The 17,292-nt window shown below is 65.7% G+C and carries 15 protein-coding genes; 11 read left to right on the top strand and 4 right to left on the bottom strand.

Features of this window, described 5'->3' with window-relative positions:
• Positions 1-87: 87 nt before the first annotated feature.
• Both BM013_RS34730 and purT read right to left on the bottom strand, forming a co-directional pair.
• The gene (locus tag BM013_RS34730; RefSeq protein WP_093133765.1) at positions 88-1,029 is read right to left on the bottom strand and encodes an alpha/beta hydrolase; all 942 of its coding nucleotides are present in this window, start codon (positions 1,027-1,029) and stop codon (positions 88-90) included.
• 142 nt (positions 1,030-1,171) lie between these two features.
• Positions 1,172-2,374: a formate-dependent phosphoribosylglycinamide formyltransferase gene (gene purT, locus BM013_RS34725; protein ID WP_093133762.1), complete on the bottom strand. Its 1,203-nt coding sequence runs from the start codon at positions 2,372-2,374 to the stop codon at positions 1,172-1,174.
• Positions 2,375-2,570: 196 nt separating this feature from the next.
• Between purT and BM013_RS34720 the strand changes: the two genes are divergently transcribed.
• Genes BM013_RS34720 through BM013_RS34710 form a run of 3 tightly spaced genes read left to right on the top strand, consistent with a single transcriptional unit; the run spans position 2,571 to position 5,619 of the window.
• The gene (locus tag BM013_RS34720; RefSeq protein ID WP_093133759.1) at positions 2,571-3,419 is read left to right on the top strand and encodes a 3-hydroxybutyryl-CoA dehydrogenase; all 849 of its coding nucleotides are present in this window, start codon (positions 2,571-2,573) and stop codon (positions 3,417-3,419) included.
• Between the two features lie 35 nt (positions 3,420-3,454).
• The gene (locus tag BM013_RS34715) at positions 3,455-4,270 is read left to right on the top strand and encodes a crotonase/enoyl-CoA hydratase family protein (protein ID WP_093133756.1); all 816 of its coding nucleotides are present in this window, start codon (positions 3,455-3,457) and stop codon (positions 4,268-4,270) included.
• 20 nt (positions 4,271-4,290) lie between these two features.
• On the top strand, positions 4,291-5,619 hold the full coding sequence (locus BM013_RS34710) for a serine hydrolase domain-containing protein (protein ID WP_093133845.1): 1,329 nt from the start codon (positions 4,291-4,293) through the stop codon (positions 5,617-5,619).
• Between the two features lie 9 nt (positions 5,620-5,628).
• On the opposite strand, the gene BM013_RS34705 is transcribed toward BM013_RS34710, so the two are convergent.
• Positions 5,629-6,414, bottom strand: a complete 786-nt coding sequence (locus BM013_RS34705; RefSeq protein WP_093133753.1) for a type III pantothenate kinase — start codon at positions 6,412-6,414, stop codon at positions 5,629-5,631.
• 164 nt (positions 6,415-6,578) lie between these two features.
• On the opposite strand from BM013_RS34705, the gene lysM reads away from it, so the two are divergent.
• The 7 genes from lysM to BM013_RS34670 all read left to right on the top strand — a co-directional run bounded on the left by lysM (position 6,579) and on the right by BM013_RS34670 (position 15,489).
• A complete protein-coding gene (lysM, locus tag BM013_RS34700) occupies positions 6,579-7,052 on the top strand; it encodes a peptidoglycan-binding protein LysM (protein WP_093133750.1) in 474 nt (157 codons plus the stop codon).
• Positions 7,053-7,209: 157 nt separating this feature from the next.
• On the top strand, positions 7,210-9,051 hold the full coding sequence (locus tag BM013_RS34695; RefSeq protein WP_093133747.1) for a type I restriction-modification system subunit M: 1,842 nt from the start codon (positions 7,210-7,212) through the stop codon (positions 9,049-9,051).
• A 74-nt stretch (positions 9,052-9,125) separates the two neighbouring features.
• Complete coding sequence (locus BM013_RS34690) at positions 9,126-10,400, top strand: restriction endonuclease subunit S (protein ID WP_218153718.1); 1,275 nt, start codon at positions 9,126-9,128, stop codon at positions 10,398-10,400.
• Positions 10,397-11,266 (top strand): GIY-YIG nuclease family protein, encoded by an 870-nt coding sequence (locus BM013_RS34685; protein WP_093133742.1) that lies wholly within the window; start codon positions 10,397-10,399, stop codon positions 11,264-11,266. Before BM013_RS34690 ends, BM013_RS34685 begins: the two co-directional genes overlap by 4 nt.
• Positions 11,267-11,349: 83 nt before the next feature.
• A complete protein-coding gene (locus BM013_RS34680; protein ID WP_093133740.1) occupies positions 11,350-11,979 on the top strand; it encodes a nucleotidyltransferase domain-containing protein in 630 nt (209 codons plus the stop codon).
• A complete protein-coding gene (locus BM013_RS34675) occupies positions 11,927-12,376 on the top strand; it encodes a DNA-binding protein (protein WP_093133737.1) in 450 nt (149 codons plus the stop codon). The genes BM013_RS34680 and BM013_RS34675 overlap by 53 nt, the downstream gene beginning before the upstream one ends.
• Positions 12,373-15,489: a type I restriction endonuclease subunit R gene (locus BM013_RS34670; RefSeq protein ID WP_093133734.1), complete on the top strand. Its 3,117-nt coding sequence runs from the start codon at positions 12,373-12,375 to the stop codon at positions 15,487-15,489. The genes BM013_RS34675 and BM013_RS34670 overlap by 4 nt, the downstream gene beginning before the upstream one ends.
• A gap of 14 nt (positions 15,490-15,503) precedes the next feature.
• On the opposite strand, the gene BM013_RS34665 is transcribed toward BM013_RS34670, so the two are convergent.
• Entirely contained in the window at positions 15,504-15,911 is a 408-nt protein-coding gene (locus BM013_RS34665; protein ID WP_093133732.1) for a rhodanese-like domain-containing protein, read from the bottom strand.
• 182 nt (positions 15,912-16,093) lie between these two features.
• On the opposite strand from BM013_RS34665, the gene BM013_RS34660 reads away from it, so the two are divergent.
• Positions 16,094-17,209, top strand: a complete 1,116-nt coding sequence (locus tag BM013_RS34660; protein ID WP_093133729.1) for a TRAP transporter substrate-binding protein — start codon at positions 16,094-16,096, stop codon at positions 17,207-17,209.
• Positions 17,210-17,292 lie beyond the last annotated feature (83 nt).

Here is a 17,292-nt window from a genome sequence, read left to right as displayed (position 1 = left end):
GACGTCCACGCGGGGGTGGCGTCTTTGTTGGCTGGATCGTAGCGGCGCGGACCGTCCGCGCGGCAGCGATTTGCGCGGGGACTTTCCCTAGGCCGCGGCGAACGCGCGGCGCAGCTCCGAGGCACACAGCGCAACGCCCGTGTTGGCCTCGTCGAGCACCTTGCCCATGGTGATGAAGCCATGGATCTGGCGCTCGAAGCACACGTACGCCGCGCTGTTGCCGGCGGCGGTGAGCGCCTGCGCATAGGCGGCGCCCTCGTCGCGCAGCGGGTCGTGGCCGGCCGTGACCACCAGCGCCGGCGGCAGGCCCGCCAGGTCGGCGTGCAGCAGCGGCGAGGCGCGCCAGTCGAGGTCGTGCGCGGGGTCGCTGATGTAGTGGTCGTGAAAGTACGCCATCGTGTCGCGGGTCAGCAGGTAGCCCTGCCCGTTGGCCTGGTGCGAGGGATGGCCGCGGCGCATGTCGGTGGCCGGGTAGATCAGCAGCTGGTACGCAATGGGCAGGTCGCCGGCATCGCGCGCGGCAATCGCCACCACGGCCGCCAGGTTGCCGCCCGCGCTGTCGCCGCCCACGGCGAGGCGGCTCGCATCGAGCCCCAGCGTCGCGGCTTCGCGGCGCACCCAGCGGGTGGCGGCGAGCACGTCGTCCACCGCAGCGGGGAAGCGGTGCTCCGGCCCCATGCGGTAGTCGACCGCGACCACTGCGCAGCCGGCGCCGTTGGCCAGCTCGCGGCACAGCACGTCGTGCGTGTCGAGATCGCCGATGACCCAGCCGCCGCCGTGGAAGTACACCAGCACCGGCAGCGGGCCGGCGCCCGACCCCAGCGGGCGGTACAGCCGCACCGGAATGGGGCCGTGCGGGCCGTCCGCGGCCAGGTCGCGCACCTCGGCCACTTCGGCGGGCAGCGGTTGCGTGGCGGCGCGGCGCTCTCGGTAGAAGGCGCGCGCGTCGGCGGGCGAGAGGGTGTGGGTCGGCGGAATGCCGCGCGCCTCGATGAAGTCGAGCAAGGCGCGCGCCTGGGGATGCAGCATGGAGTCTCCGGGGGTCGGGTGGGTGTCACTCGATCTTCCCGCACCATGCCCGCGCCGTTGCGGCGCGGCTTGCGAAAACTGGCTACCCGGGCCGCGTCAACGGCTCAGCGCGGGTTCACCCGCACAAGGGCCAGGAAGCGCTTCAGGCCTTGCGCGGCTTCACGCGCGAAGCGGCTTCCTTGGCCAGCGCGCGGGCCGTGTCGGTGTCGGCCGCGTGCACCAGGGCCACGCCCATGCGGCGCTTGGTGAAGCTCTCGGGCTTGCCGAACAGGCGGATGTCGCTGCCGGGCACCTGCAGCGCCTCGGCCACGCCGTCGAAGGCGATGCCGGTGGCGTCCACGCCACCGTAGATCACCGCACTGGCGCCCGGGCTCTTGAGCGAGGTGTCCACCGGCAGGCCGAGGATGGCGCGCGCATGCAGCTCGAACTCGTTCTGCCATTGCGTGGCCATGGTGACCATGCCGGTGTCGTGCGGGCGCGGGCTCACTTCGCTGAACCAGACCTCGTCGCCCTTCACGAACAGCTCCACGCCGAACAGGCCCTGGCCGCCCAGGTCGGCCGTGACGGCCTGCGCGATCTGCTGCGCCTTCTGCAGCGCGGCGGGCGCCATCGGGTGCGGTTGCCAGCTTTCCACGTAGTCGCCGCTCACCTGCACGTGGCCGATGGGGTCGCAGAACTTGGTTTCCACGGCGCCGGCGCCGTCCTGGGCGCGCACCGTCAGCAGCGTGATCTCGTAGTCGAAGTCGATGAAGCCCTCGACGATCACGCGGCCATGGCTCACGCGGCCGCCGGCCATGGCGTAGTCCCAGGCCTTCTGCACGTCGGCGGGGCCGTCGATCTTGCTCTGGCCCTTGCCGGAGCTGCTCATCACGGGCTTCACGATGCAGGGGTAGCCAATGCCGGCGTCGATGGCCGCCTGCAGCTCGGCCAGCGAGTCGCAGAACTTGTAGGGGCTGGTGGGCACGCCGAGCGTCTCGGCGGCCAGGCGGCGGATGCCTTCGCGGTCCATCGTGAGGCGGGCGGCGCGGGCCGTGGGAATCACGCGCACCACGCCGGCGTCTTCGAGCTGCTGCAGCATGGGCGTGGCGATGGCCTCGATCTCGGGCACCACCAGCGTGGGCTTCTCGGCCTCGATCAGCGCCTTGAGCTGCGCGGGGTCGCTCATGGTGATGGTGCGCGCGTGGTGCGCGACCTGCTGGCCGGGGGCGTTCTCGTAGCGATCGACCGCGATGGTCTCGACACCAAGGCGCTGCAGGGCGATCAGCACCTCCTTGCCGAGTTCACCGGAGCCAAGCAGCATCACGCGGGTGGCGGAGGGGGAAAGGGGGGTGCCGAGGGTGGTCATGGTCGGGAATCAGGGGGAGCGGATGAATCGGGAAAAGGGACAAAAAGCAACCGCAGGACTGTAAGCCACCCACGCGCCGGCCGTGTCACACGCGGCAACGGCGCGGCCCTGGGGCTGATTCACAATCGATGCCTTGCCGTGGCGTCCGCCCCGCGCGCCCCCTTCCCTTTTTTTGTTTTCCTCAAGGAGTTCTCTCATGGCTATCCAGACTGTCGGCATCATCGGCGCCGGAACAATGGGCAACGGCATCGCGCAGGCCTGCGCGGTGGCCGGCGTGAAGGTGGTGATGGTCGACATCGCCCAGGCGGCCGTCGACAAGGGCCTGGCCACCGTGTCGGGCAGCCTCGACCGCCTGATCAAGAAAGAGAAGCTCACCGCCGAGCAGAAGACCGCCGCGCTGGCGCTCATCAAGGGCTCGACCAACTACGAAGACCTGAAGAGCGCGCAACTGGTCATCGAGGCCGCCACCGAGAACCACGCGCTGAAGCTCAAGATCCTCAAGCAGGTCGACGACATGCTGCCGGCCGAAGTGATCGTCGCGTCGAACACCTCGTCGATCTCCATCACGCAGCTGGCCGCGGCCACCTCGCGCCCCGACCGCTTCATCGGCATGCACTTCTTCAACCCGGTGCCGATGATGGCGCTGGTGGAGCTGATCCGCGGCTACCTCACGAGCGACGCCACGCACGACACGGTGAAGGAACTGGCCGAGCGCCTGGGCAAGTCGCCCATCACGGTGAAGAACGCGCCGGGCTTCGTGGTCAACCGCATCCTGGTGCCGATGATCAACGAGGCCTTCTTCGTGCTGTCCGAAGGCATTGCCACCGCGGAAGACATCGACGCGGGCATGAAACTGGGCTGCAACCAGCCCATCGGCCCGCTGGCGCTGGCCGACATGATCGGCCTGGACGTGTGCCTGGCCGTGATGGAGGTGTACCTCGAGCAGTTCGGCGACTCCAAGTACCGCCCCTGCCCGCTGCTGAAGGAAATGGTCGCCGCGGGCCAGCTGGGCCGCAAGACCGGCCGCGGCGTCTACACGTACTGATCCGGCACACAAGAAGAACAACGGAGACAGACACCATGACCGCCACGCCCACCACCCCACCGGCAGAAGGCTGCATCGACACCCAGGTGCTCGACCACGTGCTGCTGATCGGCATCAACCGCCCGGCCAAGCGCAACGGCTGGACGCCGCCGATGTTCAAGCAGCTGGCCGAGGCCTACACCCGGCTGGACGACGACCCGAACCTGCGCGTGGGCGTGCTGCATGCCTTCGGCGACCACTTCACGGCGGGCCTCGACCTGCCGGCGGTGGCCGAGTACATGAAGCGTGGCGAGAAGGCGATTCCGCAGGGCCTGGTGGAGCCGCACGACTTCGGGCTCGAAGGCTACCGCCGCCGCACCAAGCCGATGGTGGTGGCCGTGAAGGGCATCTGCTTCACGGTGGGCATCGAGCTGATGCTGGGCGCCGACATCGTGGTGGCGGCCGACGACTGCCGCTTCTCGCAGATGGAAGTGCAGCGCGGCATCATGGCCACGGGCGGCGCCACGCTGCGCATGGCCGAGCGCGCCGGCCTGGGCAATGCCATGCTGCACCTGCTCACGGCCGACGAGTTCGGCAGTGCCGAGGCCTTCCGCCTGAACTTCGTGCAGAAGGTGGTAGCGGCGGGCGAAGAGCTCGACGCGGCGCTGGCCATTGCGCAGCGCATCGCGGCCCAGGCGCCGCTGGCGGTGGTGGCCACGCGGCTCAATGTGCTGAAAGCCATCGAGCACGGCCCGCTGGCTGCCGTGTCGGAGTTCATCGAGACGCAGAAGCGCCTGTCGAACAGCGAGGACGCCGCCGAGGGCGTGCGCTCTTTCGTCGAACGCCGTCCCGCGCGCTTCAGCGGCCGTTGATCACCCGCACCGGCCTCGCCATGTCCCTATTCATTCGCACGGCGCTTGCCGCCGTGGTCACCCTGCTTGCAGTGAACACCACTTCCGCCCAGACCCCCACGCCGGCCGCGCTCCCGGACCCCGCGGCCACCTCGGTCGACGCGCTGGGCTGGATGAAGGGCTTTCCGCCCCCGCCCGACAAGCTCATCACCTTCGACAACCCGGCCGGCGGCGTGTTTCCGCGCACGCGCTGGAGCTTCTCGCACGTGCGCGAGACCGTGCCCACGGCCAACGTGTGGCGCGGCAGCGGCGCGGCCAGCCCGCTGCCCTCGGGCACGTCGCCGGTGCAGATCGAGGCCGTCACGTTCAAACCCCTGGGCACGGACCAGACGCTGAACTTCGCGCAGATGATCTCCGGCACCTACACCGACGGCATCCTCGTGATGCACCGCGGCCAGGTGGTCTACGAGAAGTACTTCGGCGCGCTCACGCCCGAGCGCCCGCACATCGCGATGTCGGTCACCAAGTCCTTCGTGGGCACGCTGGCGGCCATCCTCGCGGACGAAGGCAAGCTCGACCCTGCCGCGCCGGTCACCAAATACATACCCGAACTGAAAGACACGGCCTACGGCGACGCCACCGTGCGCCAGGTGATGGACATGACCGTGGGCGTGCACTACTCCGAGAACTACGCCGACCCGAAGGCCGAAATCTGGGACTACGCCCGTGCCGGCGGCATGCTCACGCAGGGCGCCAACTACACCGGCCCGAAGTCGTTCTACGAGTTCCTCGTCACGCTGAAGAAGGAAGGCGAGCATGGCGACGCCTTTGCCTACAAGACGGTCAACGCCGAGGTGCTGGCCTGGGTTCTTCGCCGCGCCAGCGGCCAGTCGCTGGCCGAGCTGCTGAGCGAGAAGATCTGGCGGCGCATCGGCGCCGAGCAGGACGCGTACTTCATGGTCGACCGCATCGGCACCGAGTCGGGCGGCGGCGGCCTGAACACCGTGCTGCGCGACCTGGCCCGCTTCGGCGAGACGCTGCGCAACGGCGGGCGCGCCTCCAACGGGCAGCAGGCCATTCCCAAGGCGGTGGTGGACGACATCCAGCGCGGCGGCGACCCGGCGAAGTTCGCGAAGGCCGGCTATGCGCTGCTCAAGGGCTGGTCGTACCGCGACATGTGGTGGGTGTCGCACAACCCGCACGGCGCCTACATGGCACGCGGCATCCACGGCCAGAGCATCTACGTGGACCCGAAGGCCGAGATGGTGATCGTGCGCTACGCGGCGCACCCGGTGGCCGCCAACGGCGCCAACGATCCGCTCACGCTGCCCGCGTTCCAGGCGATGGGCGAGGCGCTGATGCGGCCCTGACCGCAGGCCTCAACTGGAAGCCCGTTCGCGGGCGATCACCAGCAGCCCGTCCATGATCAGACTCTCGACCAGCTCGAAGTGCCCGTTCATCACGGGCGCCATCTTCCAGCCCGCGCCGCCGGTCATGTAGCAGGCCGGCTCGGCGCCGCAGTGCGAGCGCACGTGCTGCACCATGCGCTCCACGGCCCCGGCAATGGCGTAGGTGCCGCCGCTGGTCAGCGCGTCGCTGGTGTTGGTGGGAAATTCGCGCACCTCGCCGGTCGGCACGTGCAGCCCGGCCGTGCCCGACTCCAGCGCGCGCAGCATGATGCCGTGGCCCGGCAGGATCAGCCCGCCCAGGAACTTGCCGTCGGCGTCGATGGCCTCGACCGTCACGGCCGTGCCGATCATCACCACCACCATCGGGCGCGTTTCGCGACCGGCCTGTTCGGCCAGCATGCGGTGGCGCGCGCCGATCATGGCCACGAAGCGGTCGGCGCCCAGGCGCGTGGGGTGGTCGTAGCCGTTCACGATGCCGGCCTCGCCCGCGCTCGACATGACCCAGCGCGGCGTGCAGTCGAAGCGTTCGTTGATCTGCTCCTCGGCGCGCCGGCGCACCGCGTCGCCGGCCACCACGCAGCCCAGCATGGACGCGGGCGCGGGCAGGTCGGCCCACGGGCCGTCGCCCAGCCGTTCGATGTGGTCGAGGAATTCGGCGCCCTGCGCCTGCAACGCGGCACCGGGGCGGGCCGAGTCGTAGAGCGCCCACTTGAGGCGGGTGTTGCCGATGTCGATGGCGAGGAAGGGGGATGACATGCGCGGGATTATTGCGACTTTGTGACGAGTCTTGCTGACGCGGGTCGCCGCAACCGGCCCTGGCCGTCGCATATGCGGCATGGGCCTACGCCGGGCAGGCGCGTTACGCCCCACCATTTCTCTGCCTGACCCAACCACTGCACACACCGCACAAGGAGAGAACCATGGGATTGCTCAGCTTCATCAAGGAGGCCGGTGAAAAGCTGTTCGGCGGATCGTCGGCCCACGCCGCCACGCCCGACACACCCGACGCGAACACCGCCGCCGCCGCGGCCATCAAGACCTACATCGAGACCCAGAACCTCGGCCTCACGGCGCTGGTGGTGACCTACACGGCCAGCAGCGGCGTGGTCACCCTCGCGGGCAACGCGCCTTCGCAGGAAGCCAGCGAGAAGGCCTCGCTGGCCGCGGGCAACGTGGCCAACGTGACCAGCGTCGACAACGACCTGGTGGCCCCGGCCGCCCCACCCGCGCAGTACCACGACGTGATGAAGGGCGACACGCTCTCGGCCATTTCGAAGAAGTACTACGGCGATGCCAACAAATACAACGCGATCTTCGAGGCGAACAAGCCGATGCTGAGCAACCCGGACAAGATCTATCCGGGGCAGAAGCTGCGGATTCCGCCGTTGAACTGAGCTTCTTTCAGTCGTTCTTTTTCAGAAAAGCCCACGGCGTGCCGTGGGCTTTTCTGTTTTACCTTGCTCTGCCTGCCCCGGGGCGGGCACCGGTTCGGACGCAGTTCGGCAGCAGTTAAGCTGCGGCCAACATAAAAATGTGCGAACGATTCAGTTGATGAACCACCAAGCCCTCTCGTCCTTCATTTGGTCCGTCGCCGACCTTCTGCGCGGCGACTACAAGCGGTCCGAATACGGTCGCGTCATCTTGCCCTTCACCGTGCTGCGCCGACTGGATTGCGTGCTGGAAGCCAGCAAAGCCGCCGTCCTGAAAGAGTTCGATGCCAAGACAAAGGCAGGCCTGAATCCCGAGCCTTTCCTGCTGCGCAAGACCGGTCAGCGCTTCTACAACACGTCCGAGCTGGACCTTGTGAAGCTGCTGGGCGACCAGGACAACATCCGCAAGAACCTCTATGCCTACGTCCAGGCCTTCTCGCCAGCGACACGCGACATCTTCGAGCGCTTCGATTTCTACACCCTGGTCGAACGCCTGGCCAAGACCAACCTGCTTTACCTCGTCACCGAGAAGTTCGCCGGCATCGACCTGCACCCAGAGACGGTGGACAACGCCAGCATGGGCCTGGTTTTTGAAGAGCTGATACGCAGGTTTGCCGAAGACTCCAACGAAACAGCCGGAGAGCACTTCACCCCGCGCGAGGTTATCCGTCTGATGGTGAACCTGCTGTTCATTGAGGACGACGACGTGCTCACCCCAGGCAATGCCGTTGTACGCACCATCTACGACCCGACAGCAGGAACCGGGGGCATGCTCTCGATTGCCAGCGAGTACCTGTTGGAGCACAACCCGCAGGCACGGCTGACCGTGTACGGCCAGGAACTCAACGACGAGTCTTACGCCATCTGCAAAGCAGACATGCTCATCAAGGAGCAGGAGGTTGCCAACATTGCTGCTGGCAACACGCTGAGCGATGACGGTCACAGCAAGCGCAAATTCGACTACATGCTCTCCAACCCACCTTTTGGCGTGGAATGGAAGAAGGTCGAGAAGGCGATTCGCCAGGAGCATGAGGCCAAGGGATTCGACGGCCGCTTCGGTCCTGGCCTGCCGCGCGTGTCCGACGGCTCCATGCTGTTCCTGATGCACCTGCTGTCGAAGATGCGTCCCGCCAAGGACGGTGGCAGCCGCTTCGGCATCGTGCTCAACGGTTCGCCGCTGTTCACCGGCGGCGCCGGCAGCGGCGAGAGCGAAATCCGCCGCTACGTGCTGGAGAACGATCTGGTGGAGGCCATCGTCGGCCTGCCCACCGACATGTTCTACAACACCGGCATCGCCACCTACGTCTGGATTCTGTCGAACAAGAAACTGGCCGAGCGCAAGGGCCGTGTGCAGCTCATCGATGCCAGCGGCTTCTGGCAGAAGATGCGCAAGAGCCTGGGCTCCAAGCGCAAGGAGATGAGCGACGCGCACATCGCCACCGTCACGCGCCTGTTCGGCGACTTTACCGAGGCCGAACTGGTCACGGTCTTCGACGCCGCTGGCCAGGTGCAAGGCGAGCCGCAGCTCTTGACTGGCACCGACAACGCGCCCGTTTCGCCTGAGGGCGGCAAGCTCAAGCGCGTGCCCATCTCGCGCATCTTCAGGAACGATGATTTCGGCTACACCACCATCACCGTCGAGCGTCCGTTGAAAGACGAAGCCGGCAAGCCGGTGCTGGGCCTAAAGGGCAAGCAGAAGGGCAAGCCCCAGCCCGACAGCGCGCTGCGCGACACCGAGAACGTGCCGCTGGCCGAGGACATCCAGGCCTACTTCAAGCGCGAGGTGCTGCCCCACGCGCTCGATGCCTGGATTGACGAGGAGAAGAGCAAGGTCGGCTACGAGATTCCGTTCAACCGCCACTTCTATGTCTTCGAGCCACCGCGTGATCTACACACCATCGATGAAGAGCTGAAGGCCGTTTCGGCCAGCATCATGAGGATGCTGGAGGAGTTGGCGGAATGAGTTTGCCGAGGTATGGACAGTACAAGGACAGTGGGGTGGAGTGGTTAGGCCAAGTACCGGCGCACTGGCGAGTGATGAAGATCAAACGCCTTTCGCCGGTGCAACGAGGCGCGTCACCGCGTCCTATCGATGACCCGAAGTACTTTGATGACGACGGCGAATTTTCATGGGTCCGCATCGCGGACGTATCAGCATCGAATGGGATTCTTTCGACAACGACACAGAGGATGTCCGAATTGGGGGCCTCCCTGAGCGTCAAGATTCAGCCAGGTGACCTCTTCGTGTCCATTGCCGGGACTGTTGGAAAGCCATGCATCACGACGATCAAGGCGTGCATACATGACGGATTCGTCTACTTTCCGATGCTGACGATTCCGCCCGCTTTCCTTTACAGGGTATTTCAGGCAGGAACCTGCTACGCAGGTCTTGGAAAGTTCGGAACCCAACTAAATCTAAACACGGACACCGTTGGCTCAATCTCAATTGCAGTGCCTCCCTTCGAGGAGATTCTGAAAGTTCTGATTTTCCTCGACCGCGAAATCGCCAAGATCGACACGCTAATTGCCGAGCAGGAAAAGCTCATCGCTCTGCTGGCCGAAAAGCGCCAGGCCACCATCTCCCACGCCGTCACTCGCGGCCTCAACCCCGATGCCCCCATGAAGGATTCCGGCGTGGCGTGGTTGGGGGATGTGCCGGCACATTGGGAGGTCACGAGGGTTAAGCGCGTTGTCTCGACCATTGAACAAGGTTGGAGCCCTCAGTGCGAGAACTTCCCGGTCGACGGCCCCGAGGAGTGGGGGGTACTCAAAGTGGGCTGCGTGAACGGCGGAACGTTCGACCACACAGAAAACAAGAAGCTTCCGGTTGAACTAGATCCTTTACCTAAGTACGCCCTCAAGAAGGGTGACCTGCTCATTTCCAGGGCAAATACAAGAGAACTTGTTGGCAGCGCGGCGGTGGTCCCTGCCGACTTTGATCGACTGCTCCTCTGCGACAAGCTGTATCGCCTACGGCTGATTCATGATGAATGTCTGCCGGACTTCGCTGCGGCTTTTCTTGGTACGCAAGAAGCAAGGTCACAAATTGAACTCGACGCCACAGGCGCCAGCAGTTCGATGTTGAACATTGGACAGAGCGTCGTACTGGAGTTGCCGTTGCCGCTGCCGAAACTCGAAGAGCAGGCCAAGATCGTCGAATTTCTTCAGGCCGAAGCTGATCGTCTTGATGCTTTGTCCAACAACTCCCTGCGTGCCATAGCGTTGCTGATGGAACGCCGCTCCGCCCTCATCGCCGCCGCAGTCACCGGCCAAATCGACGTACGCGGCACCGTCACCGTGGAAAGCCCATGACCAGCGCCAGCCCCAAGACCATCCAGATCTTCCTGCCCAGCGGAGAGCCCACGGGCATCCGCGTCGCAGAGATCACCACGCGCATCGTTCAATTGATCGAGGTGCCACGCAAGCGACTGCCCGAGTTCTTCAAGATGGCCGAGAGCACACAGGTCGGCGTGTATTACCTCGTCGCGGTGCCCGAGGACGGCAGCGCGTCGCAGGTCTACATCGGCCAGACGGGCGATTTGCGCGCGCGCCTGGCCAAGCACGACAAGACGAAGGATTTCTGGGAACGGGTGCTGGTGCTGGTGTCGCGCGCGCACTCGCTGACGCCGACGCACGCGCTGTTTCTGGAGTGGCTGAGCATAGACACCGCGCGCAAGGTGGGCCGCTACGGCGACCTGAATGGCAACGCGGGCAGCCGACCGCACACGCCTGCGCCGCTGGAGGCCGAATGCCGCGAGATGTTCGAAACTGCACAAACCTTGCTGGCGACGCTGGGCCACCCTTTGTTCGTGCCGCTGCCGCAGCCCGACGCACGCACGACCGAGACCGAGCTTTTCTACTGCCGCTCGGGCGATGTGGTCGGCCGGGGGCTGTTCACGAACGAAGGCTTCGTGGTGCTGGCCGGCTCGGTCGGGCGCCGGCAACATGTGCCGTCCATCCAGGGCACGAGTGACGAGAGCTTTCGCGAAAAGCTCATCAGCGACGGCGTGATGAAGATCGACGGTGACACCGTGGTGTTCGCCCGCGATCACCTGTTCCGCTCCCCCAGCACGGCGGCGGTGGCCTTGCTTGGCCGTACCGCCAATGGCTGGGTGACGTGGAAAGACCACGCCGGCAAGACCCTCGATGCGGTCAAGCGGCAGGCCATCGGCGCCTGAACAGGCATGGGCCAGGCCGGCGCACCGCACTCGACGCCGCAGCACTTGTAAAACGTCGCCTTATTAGCAACAATCGTCGCCTAATGAGCAACGACTCTTCTTTGATGGACCTGCTGTTCCCCGCCGCGCGCCAGCGCGCGCTGGCGGTGCTGCTGCTGCAGCCGCAGTCGAGCTTCCATCTGCGGGAGCTTGCGCGCCTGACCGACAGCCATGCGGGCACGCTGGCGCGAGAGGTCGACAAGCTGGCGCGCACCGGCCTGCTGCTGCGCAGCGAACAAGGCAACCAGGTGCATTACAGCGCCAACACGGGCCATCCGCTGTTCGATGACCTCGCGGCGCTGTTTCGCAAGACACATGGCGTGGTGCCTGCCGTGCGCGAAGTGCTGGCGCCGCTGGATGCGCAGATCAGGTTGGCGCTGGTGTTCGGCTCCATCGCGCGTGGCACGCCTTCGCCGGGCAGCGATGTGGACCTGCTGGTGCTGGGCAGCGTGAATTTCATGACGCTGGCTCAGGCGGTGTTTCCTCTGCATGCGGCGCTGGGCCGCGAGGTGAACACGGTGCTCTACACGCCCGAGGAGTTCGCGGAGCGCGCGCGCAGTGGCGATGCGTTCGCGCGCGACATACTGGCCAAGCCAAAGTTGTTCGTGAAGGGAGGAGCCGATGAGCTTGCAGAACTTGCTGGCGATCGGGCGGCTGCAGCCCCACCAGCCTGATGCCGCAGGCATTGCCAAGTTGCTTCAAGCGGCGCGGCGAAACCTGGCCGACGCGCATGTGGCACAGGTCAGCACCGACAACCGCTTCGATGCGGCCTACAAATGCATCATGCAATGCGCGATGCTGGGCTTGTGGTCCAACGGCTACCGCACGTCTACCAGTCAACCGGGCCATCACCAGACGGCCATCCAGAGCCTCGGCCTGACGATGGCGGTGGCGCAGCCGGAGATCATCGTGCTCGATGCGCTGCGTCGGCAACGCAATGTGAGCGACTATGAAGGCGACCCGATTTCCACCGCCACGCTGCAGGCCTGCATGAACCAGGCCGCGCAGTTGCTGGCCCATGCCGAAAGCTGGCTCCGCACACACCGCCCCGATCTCCTGACCCTGCCATGAACCTGCACCAAGAACACCACTTCGAGCGTGAAATCTGCGCTCACCTGGCCGCCAATGGCTGGCTGTATGCCGAGGGGGACGCCGCGCAGTTCGACCGCGCCAGCGGCCTCTTTCTGCCCGATCTGCTGACCTGGGTGGAGACAACGCAGCCGGAGAGCTGGCAGCGCCTGGGCAAGACCCACGGCGCCGCGCTGCCTCAGGTGCTGGCCGAGCGCGTGCGCAAGAACATGAACGAGCGCGGCACGCTGGACGTGCTGCGCCGGGGCGTGGAAATGCTGGGTCTGAAGCAACCGTTAGAGCTGGCCCAGTTCAAGCCGGCGCTGGCCATCAACCCGGCCATTCAGGCGAACTATGCGGCCAACCGGCTGCGCGTGGTGCGCCAGGTCTGCCACTCGCCCAACAACCCCAAGGACGAACTGGACCTGGTGCTGTTTCTCAACGGCGTCGCCGTGGCCACGGCGGAGCTGAAGAGCGACTTCACGCAAAGCGTGCACGATGCCGTGGACCAATACCGCTTCGACCGGCATCCGCAACCCAAGGGCGGCGTACTGGAGCCACTGCTGGGTTTCCCGGGCGGCGCGCTGGTGCACTTCGCGGTCAGCCAGTCCGAGGTGATGATGACGACGCGGCTGGCCGGGCCGGCGACGACTTTTCTGCCGTTCAACCAGGGCAACGCCGGCGGCGCTGGCAACGCCCCCAACCCGGAAGGCTTTGCCACGGCTTACCTGTGGGAGAAGGTCTGGGCCCGCGAAAGCTGGCTGGACATCCTGCATCGCTACCTCATCTGCAAGCGCGACGACAAGAAGCAACCGCAGGCCGTCATCTTCCCGCGCTACCACCAGCTCGACGCAACGCGCGCCCTGGTGGCCGATGTTCTGGCCCAGGGGCCGGGCGAGCGCTACCTGATTCAGCATTCGGCCGGTTCGGGCAAGACGAACTCGATTGCCTGGACGGCGCACTTTCTGGCCGACCTGCACGACGCGCAGCACCAGAAGCTCTTCGACAGCGTGCTGGTGGTCAGCGACCGCACGGTGCTGGACGCACAGTTGCAGGAAGCCATCTTCGATTTCGAGCGCACGACGGGGGTGGTGGCCAGCATCACCAACGAGCACGGCAGCAAGAGCGCGCAGCTCGGCCAGGCGCTGAAGGACGGCAAGAAAATCATCGTCTGCACCATCCAGACCTTTCCGTTTGCCTTGCAGGCCGTTCAGGAACTGGCCGCCACAGAGGGCAAGCGCTTCGCGGTGATTGCCGACGAGGCACACAGCTCGCAGACCGGCGAGGCGGCGGCCAAGCTCAAGCAGCTGTTGTCGGCGCAGGAATGGGCCGAGTTGCAGGACGGCGGCGAGGTGGACACCGAGGCGCTGCTTGCGGCACAGATGGAGGCGCGCGCCGGAGTCAAGGGGCTGACCTACGTGGCCTTTACCGCAACGCCCAAGTCCAAGACGCTGGAGCTGTTCGGACGCAAGGGGCCCGATGGGCTGCCGCAGCCTTTTCACGTCTACTCGATGCGCCAGGCCATCGAGGAGGGCTTCATCCTCGACGTGCTGAAGAACTACACCAGCTACAAGCTCGCCTTCAAGCTGGCCCACGACGGGCAGGAATGGGACGACAAGCAGGTCGAGCGCAGCACGGCCATGAAGGGCCTGATGCAGTGGGTGCGGCTGCACCCCTACAACATCGCCAGCAAGGTGCAGATCGTCGTGGAGCACTACCGCGAGAACGTGCAGCCGCTGCTGGAGGGAAAGGCCAAGGCAATGGTCGTGGTGGGCAGCCGCAAGGAGGCTGTGCGCTGGCAGAAGGCCATCCACGCCTACATCACCAGGCAGAACTATCCGCTGGGCGTGCTGGTCGCCTTCTCGGGCGAGGTGCACGACACGGACAGCTTCCCCGAGGCCGTGACCGAAACCAGCGACGTACTGAACCCGGGCCTGCGTGGCCGCGACATCCGCGAGGTGTTCAAGGGGCCGGACTACCACCTGCTGCTGGTGGCCAACAAATTCCAGACCGGCTTCGACCAGCCGCTCCTGTGCGGCATGTACGTGGACAAGATGCTGGGCGGCGTCCAGGCCGTGCAGACGCTCTCGCGACTGAACCGCGCGCACCCCGGCAAGGACACCACCTATGTGCTGGACTTCGTCAACGAGCCGGCGGAAATACTCAAAGCGTTCAAGACCTACTACGAGACCGCCGAGCTGGAGGCCGTGACCGACCCGCACCTGGTCTACGACCTGCGCGCCAAGCTGGACGCCGCCGGCTGCTACGACGAGTACGAGGTCGACCGCGTGGCCAAGGTCGACCTGGACCCGAACGGCACGCAGAAACAGCTTGACGCTGCCATCGCGCCCGTGGCCGACCGCTTGCTCAAGCGCTACAAGGCCGCACAGCAGGACAAGGCAGCGGCCGAAGAGAAGCACGACGACAAGTCGGCCCGCGCGGCCAAGGACCAGTTGGATGCGCTGCTGCTGTTCAAGAACGACATGGGCACCTACCTGCGCCTCTATGCCTTCCTGAGCCAGATCTTCGACTACGGCAACACCGACATCGAAAAGCGCTTTCTGTTCTACAAACGCCTGATCCCGCTGCTGGACTTCGGCCGCGAGCGCGACACGGTGGACCTGTCCAAGGTAACGCTGACCCACCACACGCTGAAGACCCGAGGCAAGCACCCCATGGGGCTGAATGCGGATGGCACCTACAAACTGCCCCCCATGGACGCGATGGGTACAGGCAGCGTGCAGGAAAAGCAGGCGGTCTATCTGGTGGAAATCATCGAGAAGGTGAACGGCCTTTTCGAGGGTGAGCTGACCGATGACGACCAGCTCGTCTATGTCAACGGGGTTTTGAAGGGCAAGCTGCTGGAGAACGAGACCCTGGTTCAGCAGGCCGGCAGCAACAGCAAGGAGCAGTTCGCAAACTCGCCCGACCTGCGCAAAGCCCTCATGGACGCCATCATCGATGCCTTCGAGGCGCACCAGACCATGAGCTCCCAGGCCTTGGGCTCGGAACGCGTGCGCGATGGGCTGAAAGACATCCTGCTAGGCCCCGCACAGCTGTACGAGGCTCTGCGAGCGCAATCGAATAGCGGCACCACAAGGCTTACGGCCCCGTAGCGAAGACAGGCTGCTCAGCCCTGCTTCCAGGGCAACCCGCGCTTGCGCCACCCACCGAGTTGCCCCCGGTGCCCGCTCTCGTCCGCGTTCCCCTCGAACCCCTCGAGGATGTTGTAGGCCTCCACCCCCAGTTCTGTCGCCCGCTTGGCGGCCGCCACCGAGCGCACGCCGCTGCGGCACAGCAGCACGACCTTCTTGCCGCCGGCCGCCGCGCGCACGCCGTCGTCGAACGCGGGGTTCATCGCCATGCCCGGCCATTGCTTCCAGGCCAGCGGCACGGCGCCCGGCACGTAGCCGACCCATTCGCGCTCGGCGTCGGTGCGCACGTCGACCATCACGGCCTCGCCGCTGGCCAGCCATTGCGCGGCCTGCTCGGGCGTCACGTCGCCGGCGTAGCCCTTGTCGTTCACGGGTTCAGTCATCTCTTCGTTCCTTTGCGGGTTCGCACTGCGGGTTTTCAACTAGCGGAATTTTTCACCGCTTCGTGAAAACCCTGTTTGTCGCGTGTTCCTGCGCGCCAAAGATGGCGGCTTGGGCCTGTCAAACCATAACTCCAAGACGGCGGCCTGGGTTTTCCCAGTCAGAACCAATTGGAGAGAGACACATGTCAGACAGCAAAATGCCCCGCCGCCGCGGGCTGCTCAAGGGCGCCGCCGTGGCCGCCGGCGCCATGTCCGTGCCGATGGTCAGCATGGCCCAGACCACCTCGCTGCGCTTCCAGAGCACCTGGCCGGCCAAGGACATCTTCCACGAGTACGCGCAGGACTACGCCAGGAAGGTCAACGACATGGCGGGCAACCGCCTGAAGATCGAGGTGCTGCCCGCGGGCTCGGTGGTGCCCGCCTTCCAGCTGCTCGACGCGGTGGCCAAGGGCACGCTCGACGGCGGCCACGGCGTGGTCGCGTACTGGTACGGCAAGAACTCCGCGCTCGCGCTGTGGGGGTCGGGCCCGGGCTACGGCATGGACGCCAACATGATCCTGGCCTGGCACACCTACGGCGGCGGCAAGGCGCTGATGGACGAGATCTACAAGAGCCTGAACCTCGACGTGGCCTCCTACCTCTACGGCCCCATGCCCACGCAGCCGCTGGGCTGGTTCAAGAAGCCGGTGGCCAAGGCCGAGGACATGAAGGGCCTGAAGTTCCGCACCGTGGGCCTGGCGGTGGACGTGTTCACCGACATGGGCGCGGCCGTGAACCCGCTGCCCGGCGGCGAGATCGTGCCCGCGCTGGACCGCGGGCTGATCGACGCGGCCGAGTTCAACAACGCGTCGAGCGACCGCGTGCTGGGCTTTCCCGACGTGGCCAAGAACTGCATGCTGCAAAGCTTCCACCAGAGCGGCGAGCAGTTCGAGGTGCTGTTCAACGGCGGCAAGCTCAAGGCGCTGCCGCCCGAGCTCAAGTCGATCATCGAGTACGCCACGCAGGCCGCGAGCGCGGACATGAGCTGGAAGGCCATCGACCGCAACTCGAAGGACTATGAAGAGCTGAAGAAGGCCGGCATCAAGTTCTACAAGACGCCCGACGCCGTACTGCGCGCACAGCTGGCCTCGTGGGACAAGACCATCGCCAAGAAGTCGACCGAGAACCCGATGTTCAAGAAGGTGCTCGACTCGCAGCGCGCCTTCGCCGAGCGCGCGGGCCAGTGGCAGAACGACTACTCGGTCGATTTCAAGATGGCCTACAACCACTACTTCGGACGGCAGGCGAAGAAGACCTGAAGCGCTTCCTGTGACGCGAGGGCACCCCGGCGGGTGCCCTCTTTTCATGCCTGCACGCAAGCCGCGCACGGGTCGCGGCGAGG

Origin of the sequence: Variovorax sp. OK605 (genome assembly GCF_900115445.1) — a bacterium.
Lineage (GTDB): Bacteria > Pseudomonadota > Gammaproteobacteria > Burkholderiales > Burkholderiaceae_C > Variovorax.
This window is presented reverse-complemented; position numbering and strand designations above follow the sequence as displayed.